Origin of the sequence: Enterobacter sp. Cy-643, from assembly GCF_011752815.1 — a bacterium.
Taxonomy (GTDB): Bacteria; Pseudomonadota; Gammaproteobacteria; order Enterobacterales; family Enterobacteriaceae; genus Cedecea.
In genome coordinates, this window is the sequence record NZ_VWWV01000001.1 from 1,413,835 (window position 1) to 1,432,421 (window position 18,587).

The window sequence follows — 18,587 nt, forward strand, 5'->3', positions numbered from 1 at the left end:
TACCCTCATGCCCCGTTTACTCGTTTTATTTGCGCTGTTTCTCGGCCTTAACTTTGCCGGTCTCCGGGCCGAGACGGCCTCCCCCATGCGCCTGCACAGCAGGGAACCCTGGACGGCGTTAACCTTCTCTCTCGCAGACAGCGACTGGCGTTGGCTCGGGGAAAAAAGAGAGTTAAAGGTAGGTGTCTATGGGCCAGAGAACCCGCCTTTTGGCCTGGTGGTGGATAACGACACGCTGGAAGGCCTTTCCAGCGATTATACCGCGCTGATCCTCCAGTCTCTTGGCCTGCGTTTCCAGATTGTCTATTACGCCGACAGAGCGCACGCGCTAAACGCCCTGTCCAACGGCGAAAGCGATTTGCTCATCGATGACGGAGGGGGTCAGCGCCAGCCGGACCACGCTCTATTACAAAGCCGCCAGTTTGTGGCCGATCATCCGGTGCTGGTATCCCGGGAAACCTCGATGTCGGATCTTGATCCGCTGCCCGCCGGAAGCAAAATAGCCATGGCCGATGGCTATCTGAGCGACAGCTGGGTTGAAGCCAGCTATCCGGGAATCCGCATCATGCGTTTTCCCTCGGCCCAAAGCGCGCTGGCCTCAGTCGCCTTTGGCGAGAATGATTACTTTATTGGCAATCTGATATCCGCCAGCTATCTCATTGAACGCAACTATGCCTCTACGCTGTCGGTCGTCAATGTCTTTAAAGATCAAAACACCGGCCCACGCTTTATTTTTTCAGCGGACAATGCCCCCCTCCAGCGGAGTATTGACACCGCCCTGGACGCGATGACACCGCGGCAGCACGAGCTAATCTTTGCCCACTGGAGCCAGGGTCTTGGGGTATGGAAACCTGCCGCCCGGCTTCAGCTCACGGACAAAGAGCGACGCTGGCTTGACCAGCATAAAGCGCTACGCGTGGTGGTCAATTCCATGGAAGCCCCTTTCACCCTCAGCGACAGCCGAAACCGGTTTAACGGCATGGCGGCCGACCTTTTGCGTTTGATCCATTTACGCACTGGCATCAACTTCACGATGGTTGAAGCCGCTACGCTGAGCGGAATGGTGGCCATGGTTCAGCATCATGAAGCCGATTTTATCGGCTCCCTGCCCTTCAGCCCCGGGCGGGAAGACAAAGTGCTTTTTACCCGGCCCTACGCCCGCCCGCCTTATGTGATGGTCAGCCAGAACACGCTGACGACCCCAATGACGCTGGCGGCCACCCGGACCCTGGCCATTACCCCTGACCACGCCCTGACCACCTGGCTAAGTAAAAATTACCCAAAAATCAAACTGATCGTCGTTGAAAATACCAGCATTGCCCTGCAAATGGTTGATGAAGGGCGCGTGGATGGCGCGGTGAATAATTTGATTGCCGCCCGCTATATGATTGATCGCTATTTCCGGGGCCGGCTCACAATAGCCACCCGACTGGGGGAAGAGCCGGCCCGTATTGCCTTTGGCGTAGCGCGGGATAACCCCGAGTTACTGAGTATTTTAAATAAGGCGCTGGCGGCGATCCCTCCCCGGGATATCTCGCAGCTGGCCACCAAATGGCAGGGGACGCCGGATATCAAGCTTGAAACCTGGCTCACCTACCGGCGTGAGTTTTACTGGCTGGCCGGGATATTAGCCCTTCTGGGGCTTACGTCGGCATTCTGGAATTACCACCTGCACCGGGCGGTGCGCCTGCGAAAAGAGGCTCAGGTGAGCCTCCAGCAACAGGCCACGTTTCTTGAAACCTTATTTAACGGTACGCCGGTGCCCGTCTGCGTGATTAATACGGCCGGGAAGCTGATCAACCACAACCCCGCCTGGGAACAGTTCTTCCGTCATAACGCGGACGCTGTCCACGCGCTGCAGCCCTCCTCCGCTGGCCATCCTCTGCACACCATTTATCAGACACAGGCGGCGCAATCAGGCGACGGCGGATACTGTCTGGTTCCTCAGCGCGGGAAGATCAATAACGGTGTAGAAGATCGCGACGTGATCTATCAGTTTGAGGCTTTTTGCGACGCGCGCGGCAGCATAACCGGGCTAATTTGCAGCTGGCAGGATATTACCGACCACCAGCGGCTGCTGGCCGACCTCTCCCTGGCCCGCGAGCATGCCGAACAGGCAAATCGAACGAAAAGTACCTTCCTCGCCACCATGAGCCACGAAATTCGAACCCCGATCAGCGCTATTATTGGCCTGCTGGAGCTGGCGGTGACCCAGCATCACCGGCAAGAAGATCACGAGTCGGTGCGGGTGGCTTATGAATCCTCGCTGTCGCTGATGGGGCTGATTGGCGACATTCTGGATATGGCTAAAATTGAGTCCGGCAAGCTGGAACTGTCCCCGGAGTGGGTGCGGTTTGATGCGCTCACCGCGCCGGTTGTTCGGGTTTTTGAGGGACTGTCGCGGCAAAAAGGACTCCGCCTGCATCACCAGGTTGATATCCTGCACCCGGACGAACTGCTGCTGGATCCGATGCGTTTGCGGCAAATTCTCTCCAATCTGATCGGCAACGCCATTAAATTCACCAGCCACGGCTCCGTTGAGGTACAGGTGCATTGTTTACCCGGGCGGCACGAGCAGGCGATACTCGAAATGGTGGTGACCGATACCGGGATTGGCATTAGCGAGGCGGAACAGCGGCTGATCTTCAACCCCTACGAACAGTCAGAGGCGGGCAAAAAACAGAGCGGTACCGGACTGGGTCTGGCTATTTGCGAGCAGCTGGTAGCGATGATGAACGGGACGATACAGCTGCGCAGTAAGCCTAAACGCGGTACCCGCATCTGCGTGCGTATTCCGGTTCTGACCCGAGAGACGAAAATCCTGCCAGGGCAAAACGCGCCGCTGCCGGGAAACAGCTCTCTGCCGTTGACCATTCTGACGGTAGACGATCACCCGGCGAACCGCCTGCTGCTGAAACGCCAGTTAACGCGGCTGGGACACACCGTGATTGAAGCTGAAAACGGCGAACAGGCCCTCACGCTCTGGCACCAGCACAATATTCAGCTGGTGATCACCGACTGTAATATGCCGGTGATGGACGGGTTTGAACTGACGCGGCGGCTTCGTAATCAGCAGCCTGGCGGCCTGACTATCATGGGGCTAACGGCCAACGCTCAGCCGGAGGAACGCGTCCGCTGCCTGGCGGCCGGCATGGACAAATGCCTGTTTAAACCGTTGCGTTTGCCTCAGCTGGAAGCGTTACTTGCCGGGATCCCTCGCCTTTCGGGCGCAGCTCAGTGGCAGCCGGATACCCTGAGTACGCTGCTGGATATACGCGCCCTGCGCGAACTTGTGCATGATGATGACGAGATGTTAACCCGATTACTGTGTACCACGCGTGACGAAAATCTGCGTGATATTCAGGTGGCGGGACTCTGTTTCGATGAAGATGACCTGCCGGGGATGACCCGCAGTTTACACCGGATGGCGGGTTCAGCGCGGATCATTGGGGCAATAAAGGTTGCGACCCTGTGCGCTAACCTGGAAAAGCGCTGCGGGCAACCTGGGGGCTATGCCATTGAGGCACAAACGCTGGATGCCGTGCTCGGGGAGGTACAGACGCTGAACCAGGCGATAGATAATTTTATCGCGGCGCAGCCAACGATGAAAAGGCGGTGAGAGCTGGCTCCCCCGCCGGGTTCTCTTATGCCCGATTTCTTTCGGCGCTTTCATCCTCAGACTGATAGCGATATCCCGCGCTTCGGTAACCGGAACAGTACTCCGTCATCGCATTTGAGACCGCGCCGTTGAGCACTATCCCTTTAACCTGAACGCCTTCTCGCTCCAGCCGGGTAATACTCTGGGTGGTTTCCTTCAGGCTGTTAAGCCTTGCCCTTGTCACCAGCAGCGTCAGGCTCGCAACGGATTTACTGATTATCGCCGCGTCGCTTACGGCCAGCACGGGCGGAGTATCGACAATAACCATGTCATAAGTCTCTTTCGCCCAGGCCAGTAAAGCCGGGAAACTTTCTCCCACCAGCAATGGGATGGGATCCTGCCGGGATCTCCCCCGCGTAATAACGTCGAATCCTCCAGCGTGGAAGCGGCTTACCGCTTGCTGACTGGATACATCCCCGTTCAGCAAGGCCGACAGACCTTCCCCGCGATCCAGACCAAACATTCTATGGGCATCGCCCCGACGCATATCCGCGTCAATAAAAAGCACCTTCTGCCCGGCCTGCGCCACCAGCGTAGCCAGCGATGTACTGACAAAGGTTTTGCCGCTGTTTTCGGTTGCGCCACAAATGATCACCACGTTGCGGCCTGTCTCCATCGTGTCAAACCAGAGGCTGGTTCTTAGCCCCCGGATAGCCTCGACGCAGAGGTCGGTGGGGTTGGCCAGGCAAAGCAATGCCGGAGCGCTGGCCGGGCTTATCTTTTTATCGGGCCACAGGCCGCCGCGCGGTTTACGCGAATGCAACGCCTGCCAGGCGGAGTGAGGCAGAGTGGTATAGACGTTCAGCCCCTGCGCTTCCAGCTGCCCGGGCGTCTCAATACGCTGAATGAGCAAACCACGGCCAAGAATAAACCCACAGGCGGCCAGCAACCCCAGCAGGGTTGAGAGGGCAATAATAAAGCCTTTTTTAGGGGACACTGGCTCAACGGGCACGGGGGCGGTGTCAATAATACGCACATTGCCAGTGATGCCGGACCGGGTAATGCCCAGCTCCTGCTGCCGGGTTAACAGCTGCATATACACTTCCTGGCCGGAGTCGACTTCTCTGCTCAGCCGGAAGATCTCCTGCTGAATGGCTGGCATATTGGCCACGCGCTGATTCAGACGTAGTTTCTCTTTTTCCAGCGTGAGCCGTTTCCCGGCAAGCGCGCGGTATGTCGGGTGCTCCTTTTTATAAAGCTGGGCTATCTCAGCCTCTTCAAACGTGAGCGTATTCAGTTGGCTATCTACGGCGGCCAGCTGCTCCAGTACGGCTTTGGTTTCCAGATTAAGATCGACCGAGTCATTACTCTGCCGGGCCAGGTTGAGCCTGCCCTCCGCGTCGTTAAGCGTGGCGCGCACTTCCGCCAGCAGTTGATTGAGAAACTCGAGACTTTTCGCCTCTTTATCCGTCTGCCGGGCAACATTTTGCAGCAGGTAATTATCCGCCAGAAGATTAAGAGTACGCGCCAGCTGATGCGGATGGGTGCCGCTGAGGCTAAGGTGCAGCATCCCGCTTTCGCTCCCCCTGGTCGTCACGCTGAGTGCCTTTTTCAACGTCTGGATGGCCTGCTGCTCCGTGACTCCGCTTAGCACAAACCGGCTTCCTGGGGCAGCATTCAGGGCGTTAACCGCGAGGCTTACCCCTTTCCCACGCAGCGTCTGCCCCACTTTGCCTGCCAGCCGGTCGCCGTCCAGTTCAAGGGTGTAGTGATGCGCGTCTCCCACAAGCAGCGTGGCGGTTTTACCGTCGGCAATAGAAAAAGCCCCGATGTCCGGCAAAGGAGGAACCGTTCCCGTGAACTGCGCCCATCGACTGCCTAAAATGGGAAAGTAGACCGGGGTGATAACAGTTTGTAGCCCGACGTCACGTACGGTTTTCCCCAACAGCATCCGCGACTGAAGGATCTCCACCTCAGGCTCAGTGCCTGACGCTTGTTCCGGCATCAGGCGGGTCAGCCCGCCCGGCAAAAGCCCTGCCTGTTTTTTTTCAACCTGAATAAGCACGTCTGTACTAAAGCGAGGCGGTGAAGATTGCGCGATTAACAGCCCCGCCAGCGAAGCGGTTAAGGTGACGGCGGTCATCAGCTTCCAGCCGCTGAGTAGTTTGTGTAGCAGATGCACTAAGTCAATTTCTTCGACGGGGGGACGGCGGGTTAAACGCGCGCTTTCCTCTGCAAACATAAAAAATACCTTTTATTCATGAGAATTGAGCCGGAGCGCCCACTCCCGGGCATCCTGCTCCAGCAGGCCAAAGACATGTTCAAAAAATGCCGGGCCGCGCCGCCAGGGATCCGGGATCGCCCGGCGTCGGGACCAGTGGCCAAAAAGCAGCGTTTTCCCCCGGGCCCAGGGCGCAAGGGCGACTATCTCGCTAATGTGGTGCGGCTCCATCGCCAGCAGCAGGTCATACTGCCGGGCCATTTCAACGGTGAGCTTTCGCGGCGAGTGACCGGCCAGGGTAAGCCCGCTGCCGGAGCAGAGGCTGGCGGCCAGCGGATCGGCCAGATGCGCCGGAACCTCAAGCGTGCCCGCCGAGTCGACGGCAAGCCCGATGCAGTCGCGGCGCAACAAGCGCTCGGCAATCGGCGAGCGGCAAAGGTTTCCGCTGCAAATCACCAGCACGGATCTCACCATTTATCCACTCCGGGCTTCAGCAGGCGTCCCGTCTCGGTCAGATCGCGCAGGCCGACGACCGACGGCAGCATTTGCGAAATCACCCGATTCCAGCGGGCAACCGGCGCGGTGGTGACCCAGACCAGATCGTAGGGCTCGAGCCAGAATTCGGTGCCGAGGGTCATCGCCAGCGCGTCCCGGGCGTTGAGCTGATAAACGTCGGCGATTTTGCCACCCGCGCCCTGCTTCAGCGGGCGAATAACGAATATGCCGCTGGCGTCGGCCACCTCCTGGCGCAGCCCTTCGGCGTTGCCCAGCGCTTCCGTGAGGGTCATCCCGCTGCGGTCCATCTTCAGCGTGCTTTGCTTCCCGACCTCCCCCATAACAAACACCTTCAGGGCGTCATTGCGGGGAATAAACAGGATATCGCCGGCGGACAGCATCCGGTTTTGCGACAGATCGCCTCGCTGCAGCAGGGCGTGGAGAGAAAGGCGGCTCTCCTGGCCGTTGCGGGTGAGTACCACGTTGTGCCAGTCGGCATCCGCCGTCAGGCCGCCGGCGGCATTAACCGCGTCCATCACCGTCAGCGGAATATTGGTGAGCGGCTGCTGGCCGGACTGCGCCACCTCGCCGGTAACATAGACTTTTTGTGAGCGAAACGCGGCGATGCTGACGTCCACCTGCGGGCTTTCAATCACCTTATCCAACTGGCCGGTAATCAGCGCCCGGACCTGGGCCAGCGTTTTTCCCGCCACTTTGAGGCGGCCAATGTAGGGGTAAAAAATGGTTCCGTCCGCGCCAACCCAGTTCCCGGAGTCACTGGCGCTGCGGTACTGGCCCGCCGGCGTCGTTAGTTCCGGATGCGACCATACGGTCACCGTCAGTACATCACCTTTTCCGATGCGGTATTCATACTCATTGAGCTGCCTGTCCAGCCCGGGATTAACCCGGGCGGCGACCTTTGCCGGGCGCAGCCGGTCGATTAGCGTCGGGGTCAGGGTATAAACGTTGACCCGCTGATGAAGCTGCTTAATTTCTGCGTCTGACGCCGGGTCGCCGGGCAGCGATAGCGTCTGGCCTGGCACCAGAGTGCAGCCGGTTAAAGCCATCCATAAGGTGGCCGTCGGGATAATACGTACTTGTTTTTTCATTTCAGGCAATATCGAATAATAATGTGAGCAGTTCAATCGAGTATCACCGGGCTGCCCTACGATTAATATCATCGCCCGCTTTAACTTTTGTAATCCCTGGATGACATTGGCGTCAGCCTTAGCTGAAGGGATGACAGGTATCCGTTTGCCAATATCTATTATTACCCGCCGCTGGAGAAGGCATAAACATTTAAGCCTTTGCCATGTAGTCGTCCCCCTACATTATCACCATGGAGAGACTACAGGTAACACATCGCCCGCTGACTATTTCTGTTATTCACCGCCCCCTATTATATTTCAACGCAAGACAGCATCACCTTGCGAATAAAGCAGATGTCCGCCATCAGTAATAGCTTTTGTTTGCCCCAGGCTACGCAAGTGATTATTAACGCCGGACAACACAGCCCCTTTCACTCGGTTTGAGTGACGGTAAAACATTTAATTAAAGATAAAGGAATTTTGATATGCGTAAATCTTTCTACACTCTGGCCCCTGCCGCTCTGCTGATGATGGCCGCGATGACTCCGGCTCAGGCCGCGGGCAAGAACGCCACTCTGACAGTTACCGCGAACATTACCGCAGCAACCTGTGACGTGGTACTCGGTTCACCGGCGCTGGAGTTGGGCAGTTTTACCTCGGCTGAGTTAGCCACGGCAATGACTCCGGTAAATACTCAAAAGGTCGATGTTTCTCTAAAAAACTGCAGCACGCCGACCAGCAAAAATGTGGCCAACTTTATTGTTACCGGTGCCACCACCGCCAGTAATTCAGCGGTATTTAATAGTGTTTCAACCTCAGATATCGGCGCGCTGGTAAAAGACGGCCCAACAATAGTTAAAGCCGGGGATAAAGTGCTGCTGAAAGACTTCACTTCAGAAACTGACAATCCGACAAAAGCTGATTTAGAAGCGCTCAATAAAAGCTTTGATATTAGTCTGACCAGCGCCATTAACAACCCAACCACCAAGGGAAGCATTCTCGCGCCAATTACCTTCCAGTTTGACTACAACTGATTCCACTCATATTTGGCGGGAGCCGTTGGCCCGCCGCTCAATAAAGGTTAACTCAATGACTCGTTATTTCCTGCATATATCGCTTGCCACCGCCTTGCTCTCAGTGACAGCCGTCTCTCAGGCTGAAGGCTTTGGGATTAATACCACCCGGCTGGTATATCCCCAGGGCGCAGGAAGTATCAACGTCACCCTGAGGAACGGCAGCGCCGCGCCGATGCTGGCGCAGTCGGCGGTTAGCCGGGTGTCATCCCACGCTGAACCGGCACCTTTTACCGTGATTCCGCCTCTGGTGCGTCTGGAGCCGAATAGTAAGCATAATCTGCGTATTCTGGAGAATAGTTCCTCCCTGCCAGCAGACCGTGAATCCGTGTTCTATTTCCGCGCCAGCGCCATTCCGGGTAGCAAACCGGGCACCGGTGAAAGCGACAATCATCTGGTCCGCTTTGGCATCGGCAACAGCATCAAGCTGTTCTACCGGCCAAAAGGCTTGCCGGGCACCGCGCTGGATGCGCAAAAAAACCTGCAGTTCTCCCGAGTGAACCAAGGCTTAAAAGTCACCAATACCTCGCCCTATCACGTGAGCTTTGCCCATCTCAGCCTGGAGGGGAAAAATCTGCCGCTGGATAAAGCGGACGCTAAAATGATCGCCCCGTTTGCCAGCTATACCTGGCCGCTGCCTGCTGCGAAGGGCACGGTGAAGTGGGTAACTATCGACGACCACGGGGGTGACAATGCGTTTAGCCAGAAGCTGCCTTGAAGCGTCGGCGGGCCTGCTGTTGCTGCTGGCTTTCTCCGGGCTAAATCCTTCCCACGGCTCGTTAACCGTGATCAATTTTTCCGCCAACCTGGTGCCCGGCAGCTGCGATTTTGAACTTGATATTCCTAAGCTGCTGCTGGATCCGGTGCGGCCTGCAGAGCTTATAGCTTCCAGGCTTATTGGCGCCAAAAAAGTGGAACTGCAGATTTCAAACTGCAATGTCTCTACCTCGCTCAGGCCGTTTATCAGCGTCAGCGGTAACGGGCAAAACCTCGGGAAATGGGCCTTTCGCGATGACGCAACCTCCACGGCTAACAATATCGGCGTGATGCTGGTGAGAAGCGATACCCCGCCGGATTACAGCCATCCGGCACTACCCAATGGCGGGAAAGTCACCTTAGACACGTCCGGCGCGGTGGTCCCCGATCAGACCCTGACCTTTTATGCCGGGCTGATCTGCGGCACCACTGCCAACTGCCGGGCGGCTACGCTGGGCGAAGTTAACGCCACCATCGAGTTCACCCTGAACCACCCCTGAGGTCATGATGAAATTGCTGAGTCTTTTAAGCCGTGCTTCGGGCGTGGCGGGCCTTCTGTTGCCGCTGGTCGCTCAGGCCGACGGCGGCGGAATTGCGCTGACCAAAACGCGACTGGTGTTCAACGCAGCCGAGAAAACGCAAACCCTGATCGTCAAAAACAACAGCGACAGAGCCTGGCTTATCCACAGCCGGAGCCTGACCGCGCTGGATGGAGATGACGCCGGCACGCCGTTTATTGTCACCCCGCCGCTGTTTCGCCTGGCCGCAGGGAAAGAACAAACCCTGCGGGTTTTGCGCAAAGAGCAGCCGCCTGAACAAGATCGGGAGTCGCTGTTTTATCTCTCAATTAAAGCGATTCCGGCCAGCCAGCAAAGCGACGCGGCGGCCCAGGTCTCGGCGGGCCTGCGTTTTAACCTCAAGCTGCTTTATCGCCCGGCAAAGCTGAAGCTCGACAATGAATTACCTGTCTGCAATTTGCGTTATTCCCGTAGCGGGGATGGGCTGAGCGTGCGTAATCCCTCGCCCTACTTTATCACCCTTGGGGCGCTAACCCTGGACGGTCAACCCCACCAGGCCGACGCCTCCCCGCTGATGCTGCCGCCTTTCGGCAGGCAGGTTTTAGACGCGGCGGGACCCACACGCCATGTGACATGGCAGGCGGTGGACGATCGCGGCGGGCTGGCCCCGCTCTGCAAGGCCGACGCGGCCCCTACGGAGTTACCATGAAGATAAGCCACACCTTCTCCTGCCTGCTGACGCTGTTCGCTCTGCTACAGCCTGCATTGGCCAGCGCTGAGCCGGGCCGCGCCGGCAAGGGCCTGACTTATTACGTCACCCGCGTGGTTTACCCGGCGGCAGAGAAAAAAGGCGTCACGCTCACGGCGCACAACAAAACCAGCCGGTCGTGGCTGGTGCAATCCTTTATTCGTCCGGTCGACCCGACCACCGGCAGCATTGATATCCATAACGCGCGCCACATTAATGCGCCTTTTATCGTCACCCCGCCGCTGGAACGCCTGGAGGCCAACGGCGAGCTGACCGTGCGCATTCGCCGCAATGCGGAGCCGCTGCCTCAGGATCGCGAATCGGTCTTTTTTATCGCCATGAAAGCCATTCCTGCCGAAAAAACGGACGCAAAACAACAGAATGAAAACAAGGTCGTGCTGGCGGTCGTGAACAGCATGAAGGTCTTTTATCGCCCCGAAGGGCTGGAAAAGTATGCCATCGAAGATGTTGCCGCGAAGCTGAGTTTTACCCGGCAGGGAGACGCCCTGATTGCCAAAAACCCCACGCCCTACTGGCTGACCTTTGCCCGCCTGAGCGTGGGCAAAAATACCCTGGATAAAGCGCAGCTCCGGCTGATGGTACCGCCGAAAGGCGAGCAGACCTACCGCTTCCCACAGGGCGCCGCTGGCCAGATTGAGTGGCAGCTGATTGATGAAGACGGCTGGCATACCGAGCCGCTGAAGCAGGGCTAGCCGGGGCCGAAGACGCAATGGAAACCAAAATAATGAAACAAAAAAAACCGAGCCCCAAATTGCTCTCAAGGCTGGTCAGCCTTGCGCTACTGGCCCCGCTGTCGCCCGCGTTCGCCGAGGACTATTTTGACCCGGCGTTCTTAACCTTAAACGGCGTGCCCGCGCAGTCCATCGACTTAAGCGTTTTCTCAACCTCGGGCAAGGTGCCGCCGGGCAATTACGTTGTGACGGTGAAAGTTAACCGCACCGACATGGGTCAGCACGCCATTGATTTTGCCGAGGATGCTCAGGGCAGCGTGGTGCCACAGCTGACGCCCGCCTTTTTACGCGAAGTCGGGGTGAATACCCAGGGGCTGGAGGTGTTTCGCAGCCTTGAGGATGACAAGGCTACCCCGCCGATTGGCGATCTGATCGAGCACGCCAGCGCCCGGTTTAACTTTGCCAAACTGGAGCTTGAGCTGAGCATTCCGCAGGTCGCCATGCAGCCGAGTTCGCGCGGCGTGGTTGACCCGGAATTGTGGGACCACGGCGTGCCGGCGCTGCTGTTTAATTACAGCCTCAACGGCAGCCGCAGCAGCCAGCCGGGCGACAGTGAAAACACCAATTTGTATGCCAGCACGAGTCTGGGCGCCAACCTGCACGCCTGGCGGCTGCGCAGCAACGCCTACTGGACACGTAGCGTGCAAACCTCGCCGGGCCAGGCGGGGCAACGTTACCAACACACGGATTTTTCCAATACTTATCTGATGCGAGATATTGCGGCATGGCGATCGGAGCTGCTGGCGGGGGAAAGCAGCACCTCCGGGGACGTGCTCGACAGCATTCCGTTCCGGGGGGTAAAGCTAAGTTCGTCCGATGAAATGCTGCCCTATGTGCAGCGCGGCTTTGCGCCGGTCATTGAGGGCATCGCACAAAGTAACGCCCGCGTCACGGTGACGCAAAACGGTTCGATCATCTATCAGACCTACGTCGCCCCGGGGCCTTTCCGTATTGACGATCTGAACCAGACCGGCCAGGCCGGAGAGCTGACGCTGTATGTCACCGAAGCCGACGGCACGGTTCACAGCCAGACGATCGCCATCTCTTCGGTGCCGGTGATGCGCCGCCCGGGCAGCGTAAAATATGAAGTGACCGCGGGCCGCTATAACGGCGGCATTACCGTGGGCTCGCGTGAGGCGGAGTTTGTGCAGGGCACCGCCATCGTCGGCCTGCCCTATGATTTTACCCTCTACGGCGGGGCGCTCACGGCGCGGGATTATTTCTCGCTGGTGAGCGGCGCGGGCGTCTCGCTGGGGAAACTGGGCGCCGTCTCGGCTGACGTCACGGCCTCGCGCGCCAAAATACCCGGTATGGAAGCGCAGCAAAAAGGCGAGTCTTACCGCTTGCGCTACGCCAAAAGCATGCTCAGCACTGGCACCACCATTGACCTGGCCGCCTACCGCTACTCGACCAGCGACTATTACAGCTTTTCAGACTACAACAGCCTCGGCTATCAGCTGAAAAAAGAGACCCAGCCGTGGGCGCTGGCCCGGGCGCGATCTACCTTTCAGCTTTACATGAGCCAGCAGCTGGGTGGCCTGGGATCGGTGTTCGTATCGGCCGCCCGCAACGACTACTGGGGCAAAAGCAGGGTCATGAATACGCTCTCCACCGGCTATAACGGCAGCTACCGCGGCGTCAGCTACGGCCTGGCCTACACCATCGACAGAACCCGCGGCGACGGTAACTGGCCGGAAAACCGCCAGCTGGCCTTCAACATGATGGTGCCCTTCAGCCTGTTCAACGCCTCTTCCGCCCTGAACCGGGTCTATGCCACCTACCAGACCACCCGCAACAACAGCGGCCAGGTGCAGCAGATGGCCGGCCTGAGCGGCAGCGCGCTGGACTCCAGCCTCTCCTGGGGCGTGCGCCAGGGGTGGAGCAACCAGCGGACCCAGAGCGACAGTACCTCGCTAAACGGCGCCTGGTCCGGCAGTAAAGGCTCGGTATCGGCGGGCTACAGCCAGACCAGCGGCACCCGTTCGCTGAACCTGTCCGGCAGCGGCGGCCTGGTTATCCATCCGGGCGGCGTGACGCTCAGCCGGTCGCTCGGCAGTTCGGTAGCCATTGTCCATGCCCCGGGCGCGGAAGGCACTCGCGCGGGCGTAGGCGGCACGGCCATTGACGGCTTCGGCTATGCCGTAGTGCCTTATTTATCTGACTATCAGGCGAACAACATCAGCCTCGACCCGTCGACGCTGCCCGATGATGTCGACCTCACCCACTCCAGCAATACCGTCTACCCCACCAAAGGGGCGGTAGTCATGTCAAAGTTCAATACCCGCCTGGGCTACCAGGCGTTAATCACCCTGCAGCACGCGGGCGCAGCGGTGCCCTTTGGCACCACGGCCACGCTGGTTAACACCGCCGAAGGTGAACCGATTACCGGCATCGTCGGCGACGCCGGGCAGGTCTATATGAGCGGCCTGCCGGAACAAGGCAGCCTGTTACTGAAATGGGGCCAGCAGGCGACCCAGCAGTGCCGGGCCAGCTTTAACCTTAAAAACCAGCAGCCTTCCGCGGCGAACCCGGTCCGCAGCCTGACGGCTGTCTGCCAGTAACGAGATAATGACAGATGATGAAACGATTACGGATTAACCCCCTGGTTCTTGTTGCGGCAGCGCTTTTGCTCTCTGACGCGCCCACCGCACAGGCCAAAGACACCATCACCATTGGCAAAGGCTCCGGAATTTTATGGGCTGGTTTTCAGCGGGGGATCTCACTTTACGGCGACCTGAATGAAGGAACCAGCGTTTCACCCCACGGGTACGCCTCACTTTCCGACCAGGCCGGGGAGTGCATAGAAGCCAGCCGACTCAAAGAAATCGCCGGGGTATTAGCGTTAGAAATCGCCCCTGGCGTGGGCATTGCTCCCCGCATAAGTTTTTACTCTGACTGGCCACGCTCGGCCGCCTTTGGTGGCGGCAATGGCAATATTTCCGGGAGTTTTACGACAGAGGGCGGTTCCGCCCAAATTGACGGCGCAGGCTTATCACAGACTCAGGTATTGCCGTTGGTACGCGATAAAAGATCCCCTCGGCAGTGGTGCTTTACGCTTTACTCCTATGATTATGGAACCGATATTCTTGATCCCAGCCGCGCCCGCCACATTCAATTTGATGGACATTGGGTCATTGTGGCTGACGGAAATCAATCCCAGCAGCGAGGGATCCCATTCCCGCAAATCTATGCCGCCTCATACACGTGGGGAGGCACAGGGAATTTAAGGGAACCCTGGTTCCCGCCGGGTACCACGCTGCGCATTTCCACGTTAGAGTGCAATATTGATACCCCCAGAGATATTAATTTTGGTGATGTGCCGCGGAATATAAACCGTGACGCAGAGCTAAAGGTACAAACGGTGAACTTTAATGTGGACTGCACTCAGGATGTGGACACCGAAGACACCAATATAGAGGTCCGCTTTAACGCGCTTAGCGGCCTGTATAAAACGTCAGAAATCAATAAACTGGCTTTCGGCGATCCTAACGGTGCCTATCTGACCGGGACTTTATCCGGCGAGCCGGAAGGCTTCTGCGGTACAGCGAATGGCGTGAAATTTGATACCACGCCACTAGATATAGGCATAATGGGTGCGACCGACACCATCAAACGCTTCCCCAATAAGATGACGTGGCGGCTTTGCTCCGGCGGCGACAAATTACAGACAGGAGAGATCAAAGCCTCCGCCGAGCTGCTGGTGACCTTCAATTAACTGTTGGCGTAACGAGCCAACAAAGAACCGTTACGCCACTTCGATGCCGATAAACCGGGCAATCGCCCGGTTCAGAGTGCTAAGTTTTTGGGTCATCTCTGCAAACCCTGCGTTTATCGCTTCGCGCTCGGGTTCTTCCGCACATCGCTGTTCCAGGGCGTGGCACGCCTCGGCCACATCGTTCGCCCCGACGATCCGGGCGCTGCCCGCCAGGCGGTGCAGGCTCTGCGCCAGCCCCTCCAGGTCACCCCGATCCAGCTGCTGCCGGGCGCGACCGGCGTCACGCTGGTTTTCATCATAAGTTGCTTTGAGTAACCCACGGAGCAGCTCTGCGTCATGACTGGCCAGCGCCCTTAGCGCCGGTAAATCCACCAGCGTCTCCAGCTCGAGATCCTCGACCTGGGCACTGGTTTCCTGCCGGGGAATGCGGTTTAACACCGCTTCAAGCTGCGGGAGCCGGAGCGGTTTGAACAGGCAGTCATCCATCCCGGCCTCTATGCAGCGTTTGCGCTCTTCCGGCTGAGCGTTGGCTGTCAGGCCAAGAATAACCAGCGGGCTGCGCTGCCCGGCCCGGAGGCGGCGGGTGAGCTCCAGGCCGTCCATGACCGGCATACTGCAGTCGGTGATCGCCAGTTCAAATTCCCCGGCCTGGTAAAGTTCCAGCGCCTGCGCCCCGTTTTCAGCCTCGGTGACCCGGTGCCCCAGGCGCAGAAGCTGCTGTTTTAACAGCAGGCGGTTGGCCGGGTGATCGTCCACCGTCAGAATATTAAGCGGCGGCAGAGCGCTGACCTGCGCCTCATTCTCACCGGCCTGCACCTCTTCGCCGTCCCGGGAGTGAACCGGCACGCAAACTTCGATCCGCGTGCCCTTCCCGGCCTGGCTGTGCAGGGTAATGGTCCCGCCCATCATGGTGACCAGCTGCTGGCAGATAGCCAGCCCGAGGCCGGTGCCGCTCTGTTTTTTTCCCTCTTCTGACTGGACGTAAGGGTCAAAAATGGTGGCCTGTTCCGGCTGAGGAATGCCGATGCCGGTGTCCGACACGGAGAAGACCAGCTGCCCCTCGCCGCCATCAGCCGGGCAGCTGACCTGCACGGCCACCGAACCCTGAGGCGTAAACTTAATCGCGTTGCTGACGAGATTGGACAGGATCTGCCGCAGGCGCATCGGATCTATCCAAATTTCATCGGGATGGAGCGGATCGACATGGCAGCTTAGCTGGAGCCCTTTCTGTCGCGCCAGGCCCTCAAACACCCTGACAATCGGCGCGGCCAGAGAATCAAACCGGACCCATTCCGGGGTAAGCTCAAGTTTGCCGGACTCGATTTTCGCCATATCGAGAATATCGCCAATCAGGCCCAGCAACGACTGGGCTGATTCGTAAGCCACGCGCACGGCTTCGGCCTCGTTCTCCCGCGGCCCTTTGCTGGTAACCGCCAGCTCCAGTAGACCAATAATGGCGGCAATTGGGGTGCGGATTTCATGGCTCATGGTGGCAAGGAAGGTGCTTTTACTGCGGTTGGCCTGCTCCGCCTGTTCGCGGGAGCGGGAGGTTTCCATCAGCAGCCGATCGTGTTCCGTCATATCCTGCCAGCTGCATATCAGCCCGGCGACACGCTGGTTTTTATCCCGAAAGGCCACGGCCTGGTGCAGGATAGCCCGCGCTTCAGCGCCGTTATTGACCAGAAAACGCTGGGGCGACGCCGCCAGCCCTTCGGGAGAATCGAGCCCCGGCTCAAGCTGCTGCCAGACCGCAGCCAGCGGGTGTTTATCCTCGCTCAGCGGCTGCTGCAGAAGGTTACCCGGTATGCGGTCAAAAAAGCGTGCAAACGCGGCATTGCTGTTGATAATGCGGCCATCTCGCCCGATGACGTACACCGGCACCGCCGTGCCGTTAAACAGCGTTGCCAGAAACGTGGCCTGCTCCTGCAGCCGGGCCTGAGCCTCTTTGCGCGAGCGGTTGGCGCGCTGCAGGTAATACACCCATACCAGCGAGGTGAGCACCAGCGCCGAGAAGATGGCGGCCAGCCAGTAGAATTCGTGCCGGTACTCAGACCAGGTATCCAGCTTAACGTTGGGCGTCGTCTGCCATTTATTGACGATAAGAGAAATATCCCGTGGCGGAATATCCGCCAGCGCCTTGTTCAAAATCGAGTAAAGCTCAGGGCTGTCGCGCCCGACGGCAAAACCAATCAACGCGGGTTTATCGGCGACCCTTGCCGCAATTTTGAGCTGGCCGGGGAAGACATTTTCAATCATGTAGCGGGCGCCGATCAGGTTATGCACCGCCCCATCAGCCTTGCCGTCGGCCACCATTTTCATCGCCACGCTGGCGCTCTTCGCGTCGATGAAGTGTATTTGCGGGTACTGCTTTTCAAGCTGCCCGCGCAGCACGTTGTCCGGCGTGATGGCCACCGTTTTGGCTCCGCTAATGTTAGCCGGAGCGGCGGGACTCTCTTTGACGACCAGCACGAATTCCGGCTGCACATAGGGGCGCGTCATCAGCAGCTGTTTATCGCGATCCTGGCTGAAGCTCACGGCGGCGAACAGGCTGGCCCTGTGCTTTGCCACTGTGGCCAGCATATCCGGCATGTTGTCTGCCGCCACGGCGGTGAAGTTCAGCCCGGTTCGCAGATGGATTAGCCGCAGCACGTCCGCGGCAATGCCCTGAAACTCTTGCCGGGCATTTAGCTGAGTAAACGGCGCGTCCAGCGGATTGATCACCACGCGCAGATCTTTGTTCTGCGCCAGCCACTGCGTCTCGCGCTCGCTCAGCGGCAGCGTGGATTCAAACAGCCACAGGTTTGGCCCCTGACTCCAGTGGCGGAATATAACCTTGTGCTCCACCGGCGTAAGCGCCCCCAGCACGGTATTGACCGCCCGCATCAGCACGCTGTTGTCCTGTTTGAAAATAAAGCGCGCGCCGTTGTTTCGGTCGGGCAGAATATCGACGATGGACAGGGTGTTGATGAAGTTACGCTCTATCAGGAAGCTCGACAGGGTAAATCCGCCGATGTAGTAATCATTTTCGCCGAAGGCCACCGAAGACATGCCGTTTGGCGCCGACGGGAATGCCGTTACAGTGACGCCCGGGTACCGCTGTTTGACCCAGGCTTCACACAGGCAGCCTTCTGCCACCGCAATGCGAGCCCCTTTTGACAGCTTGACCGGCGCGGCAATGTCCGCCTGGCGCGAAACCAGCACCGGGCGATCGGGAATAAACGGCTGACTGTACGCCAGCCCTTGCGGGGCAGTTATCTGCCCGACGCCGTCATCCACCAGCATATCCACCTTGCCCTGGCGCACGGCCTCCAGCGCCGCATCACGGCTGGCGTAATTCAGGATTTGAAACCGCACGCCCAGGTAGCGCATCACCAGCAGCACGTAGTCGGCGGAGATGCCTTCGTAGGTCTGCTCGTCCGGAGACATGTTAAAAGGCGGGGTGGCGGGCTGATAAATGGCGATATTGACGAGGCGCTTTTCCCCTAACCAGCGCCAGTCGCTGTCGCTCAGCGTGAATTTCAGCGGGGCGACGGTTTCCCGACTATGAAGGGTCATTGACTTCGGCTCTTCCGCCCGCAGGGCGCCCAGAGGCAAGCTCAATAAAAAACAGCAAAGCAGCAAGG

General features: G+C 58.5%; 12 protein-coding genes. 8 read left to right on the top strand and 4 right to left on the bottom strand.

All coding sequences use genetic code 11. The features are described from left to right. The first annotated feature begins 7 nt into the window (after positions 1-7). On the top strand, positions 8-3,619 hold the full coding sequence (locus F3J29_RS06515; RefSeq protein WP_166864014.1) for an ATP-binding protein: 3,612 nt from the start codon (positions 8-10) through the stop codon (positions 3,617-3,619). 25 nt (positions 3,620-3,644) lie between these two features. On the opposite strand, the gene F3J29_RS06520 is transcribed toward F3J29_RS06515, so the two are convergent. Genes F3J29_RS06520 through F3J29_RS06530 form a run of 3 tightly spaced genes read right to left on the bottom strand, consistent with a single transcriptional unit; the run spans position 3,645 to position 7,423 of the window. Next, positions 3,645-5,840, bottom strand: coding sequence for a polysaccharide biosynthesis tyrosine autokinase (locus F3J29_RS06520; protein ID WP_166864017.1), 2,196 nt, complete (start codon positions 5,838-5,840; stop codon positions 3,645-3,647). A 12-nt stretch (positions 5,841-5,852) separates the two neighbouring features. Then, positions 5,853-6,293 carry an arsenate reductase/protein-tyrosine-phosphatase family protein gene (locus tag F3J29_RS06525; RefSeq protein WP_166864020.1) on the bottom strand — a complete coding sequence of 147 codons (441 nt, stop codon included), beginning with the start codon at positions 6,291-6,293 and terminating at the stop codon, positions 5,853-5,855. Continuing rightward, a complete protein-coding gene (locus F3J29_RS06530) occupies positions 6,287-7,423 on the bottom strand; it encodes a polysaccharide export protein (RefSeq protein ID WP_166864023.1) in 1,137 nt (378 codons plus the stop codon). Before F3J29_RS06530 ends, F3J29_RS06525 begins: the two co-directional genes overlap by 7 nt. A gap of 464 nt (positions 7,424-7,887) precedes the next feature. Between F3J29_RS06530 and F3J29_RS06535 the strand changes: the two genes are divergently transcribed. Genes F3J29_RS06535 through F3J29_RS06565 form a run of 7 tightly spaced genes read left to right on the top strand, consistent with a single transcriptional unit; the run spans position 7,888 to position 14,964 of the window. Continuing rightward, a complete protein-coding gene (locus F3J29_RS06535; RefSeq protein WP_166864027.1) occupies positions 7,888-8,436 on the top strand; it encodes a fimbrial protein in 549 nt (182 codons plus the stop codon). 55 nt (positions 8,437-8,491) lie between these two features. Beyond that, the gene (locus tag F3J29_RS06540) at positions 8,492-9,193 is read left to right on the top strand and encodes a fimbrial biogenesis chaperone (RefSeq protein ID WP_166864030.1); all 702 of its coding nucleotides are present in this window, start codon (positions 8,492-8,494) and stop codon (positions 9,191-9,193) included. Continuing rightward, complete coding sequence (locus tag F3J29_RS06545) at positions 9,168-9,731, top strand: fimbrial protein (RefSeq protein ID WP_166864032.1); 564 nt, start codon at positions 9,168-9,170, stop codon at positions 9,729-9,731. The genes F3J29_RS06540 and F3J29_RS06545 overlap by 26 nt, the downstream gene beginning before the upstream one ends. 4 nt (positions 9,732-9,735) lie before the next feature. Continuing rightward, positions 9,736-10,458, top strand: coding sequence for a fimbrial biogenesis chaperone (locus F3J29_RS06550; protein ID WP_166864035.1), 723 nt, complete (start codon positions 9,736-9,738; stop codon positions 10,456-10,458). After that, a complete protein-coding gene (locus F3J29_RS06555) occupies positions 10,455-11,210 on the top strand; it encodes a fimbrial biogenesis chaperone (protein ID WP_166864038.1) in 756 nt (251 codons plus the stop codon). Before F3J29_RS06550 ends, F3J29_RS06555 begins: the two co-directional genes overlap by 4 nt. 32 nt (positions 11,211-11,242) lie before the next feature. Further along, entirely contained in the window at positions 11,243-13,810 is a 2,568-nt protein-coding gene (locus F3J29_RS06560) for a fimbria/pilus outer membrane usher protein (protein ID WP_166864041.1), read from the top strand. Between the two features lie 14 nt (positions 13,811-13,824). Beyond that, entirely contained in the window at positions 13,825-14,964 is a 1,140-nt protein-coding gene (locus F3J29_RS06565; RefSeq protein ID WP_166864043.1) for a hypothetical protein, read from the top strand. A gap of 30 nt (positions 14,965-14,994) precedes the next feature. Here F3J29_RS06565 and F3J29_RS06570 read toward each other — a convergent pair whose 3' ends face one another. Further along, complete coding sequence (locus tag F3J29_RS06570; RefSeq protein ID WP_286175178.1) at positions 14,995-18,519, bottom strand: ATP-binding protein; 3,525 nt, start codon at positions 18,517-18,519, stop codon at positions 14,995-14,997. Positions 18,520-18,587 lie beyond the last annotated feature (68 nt).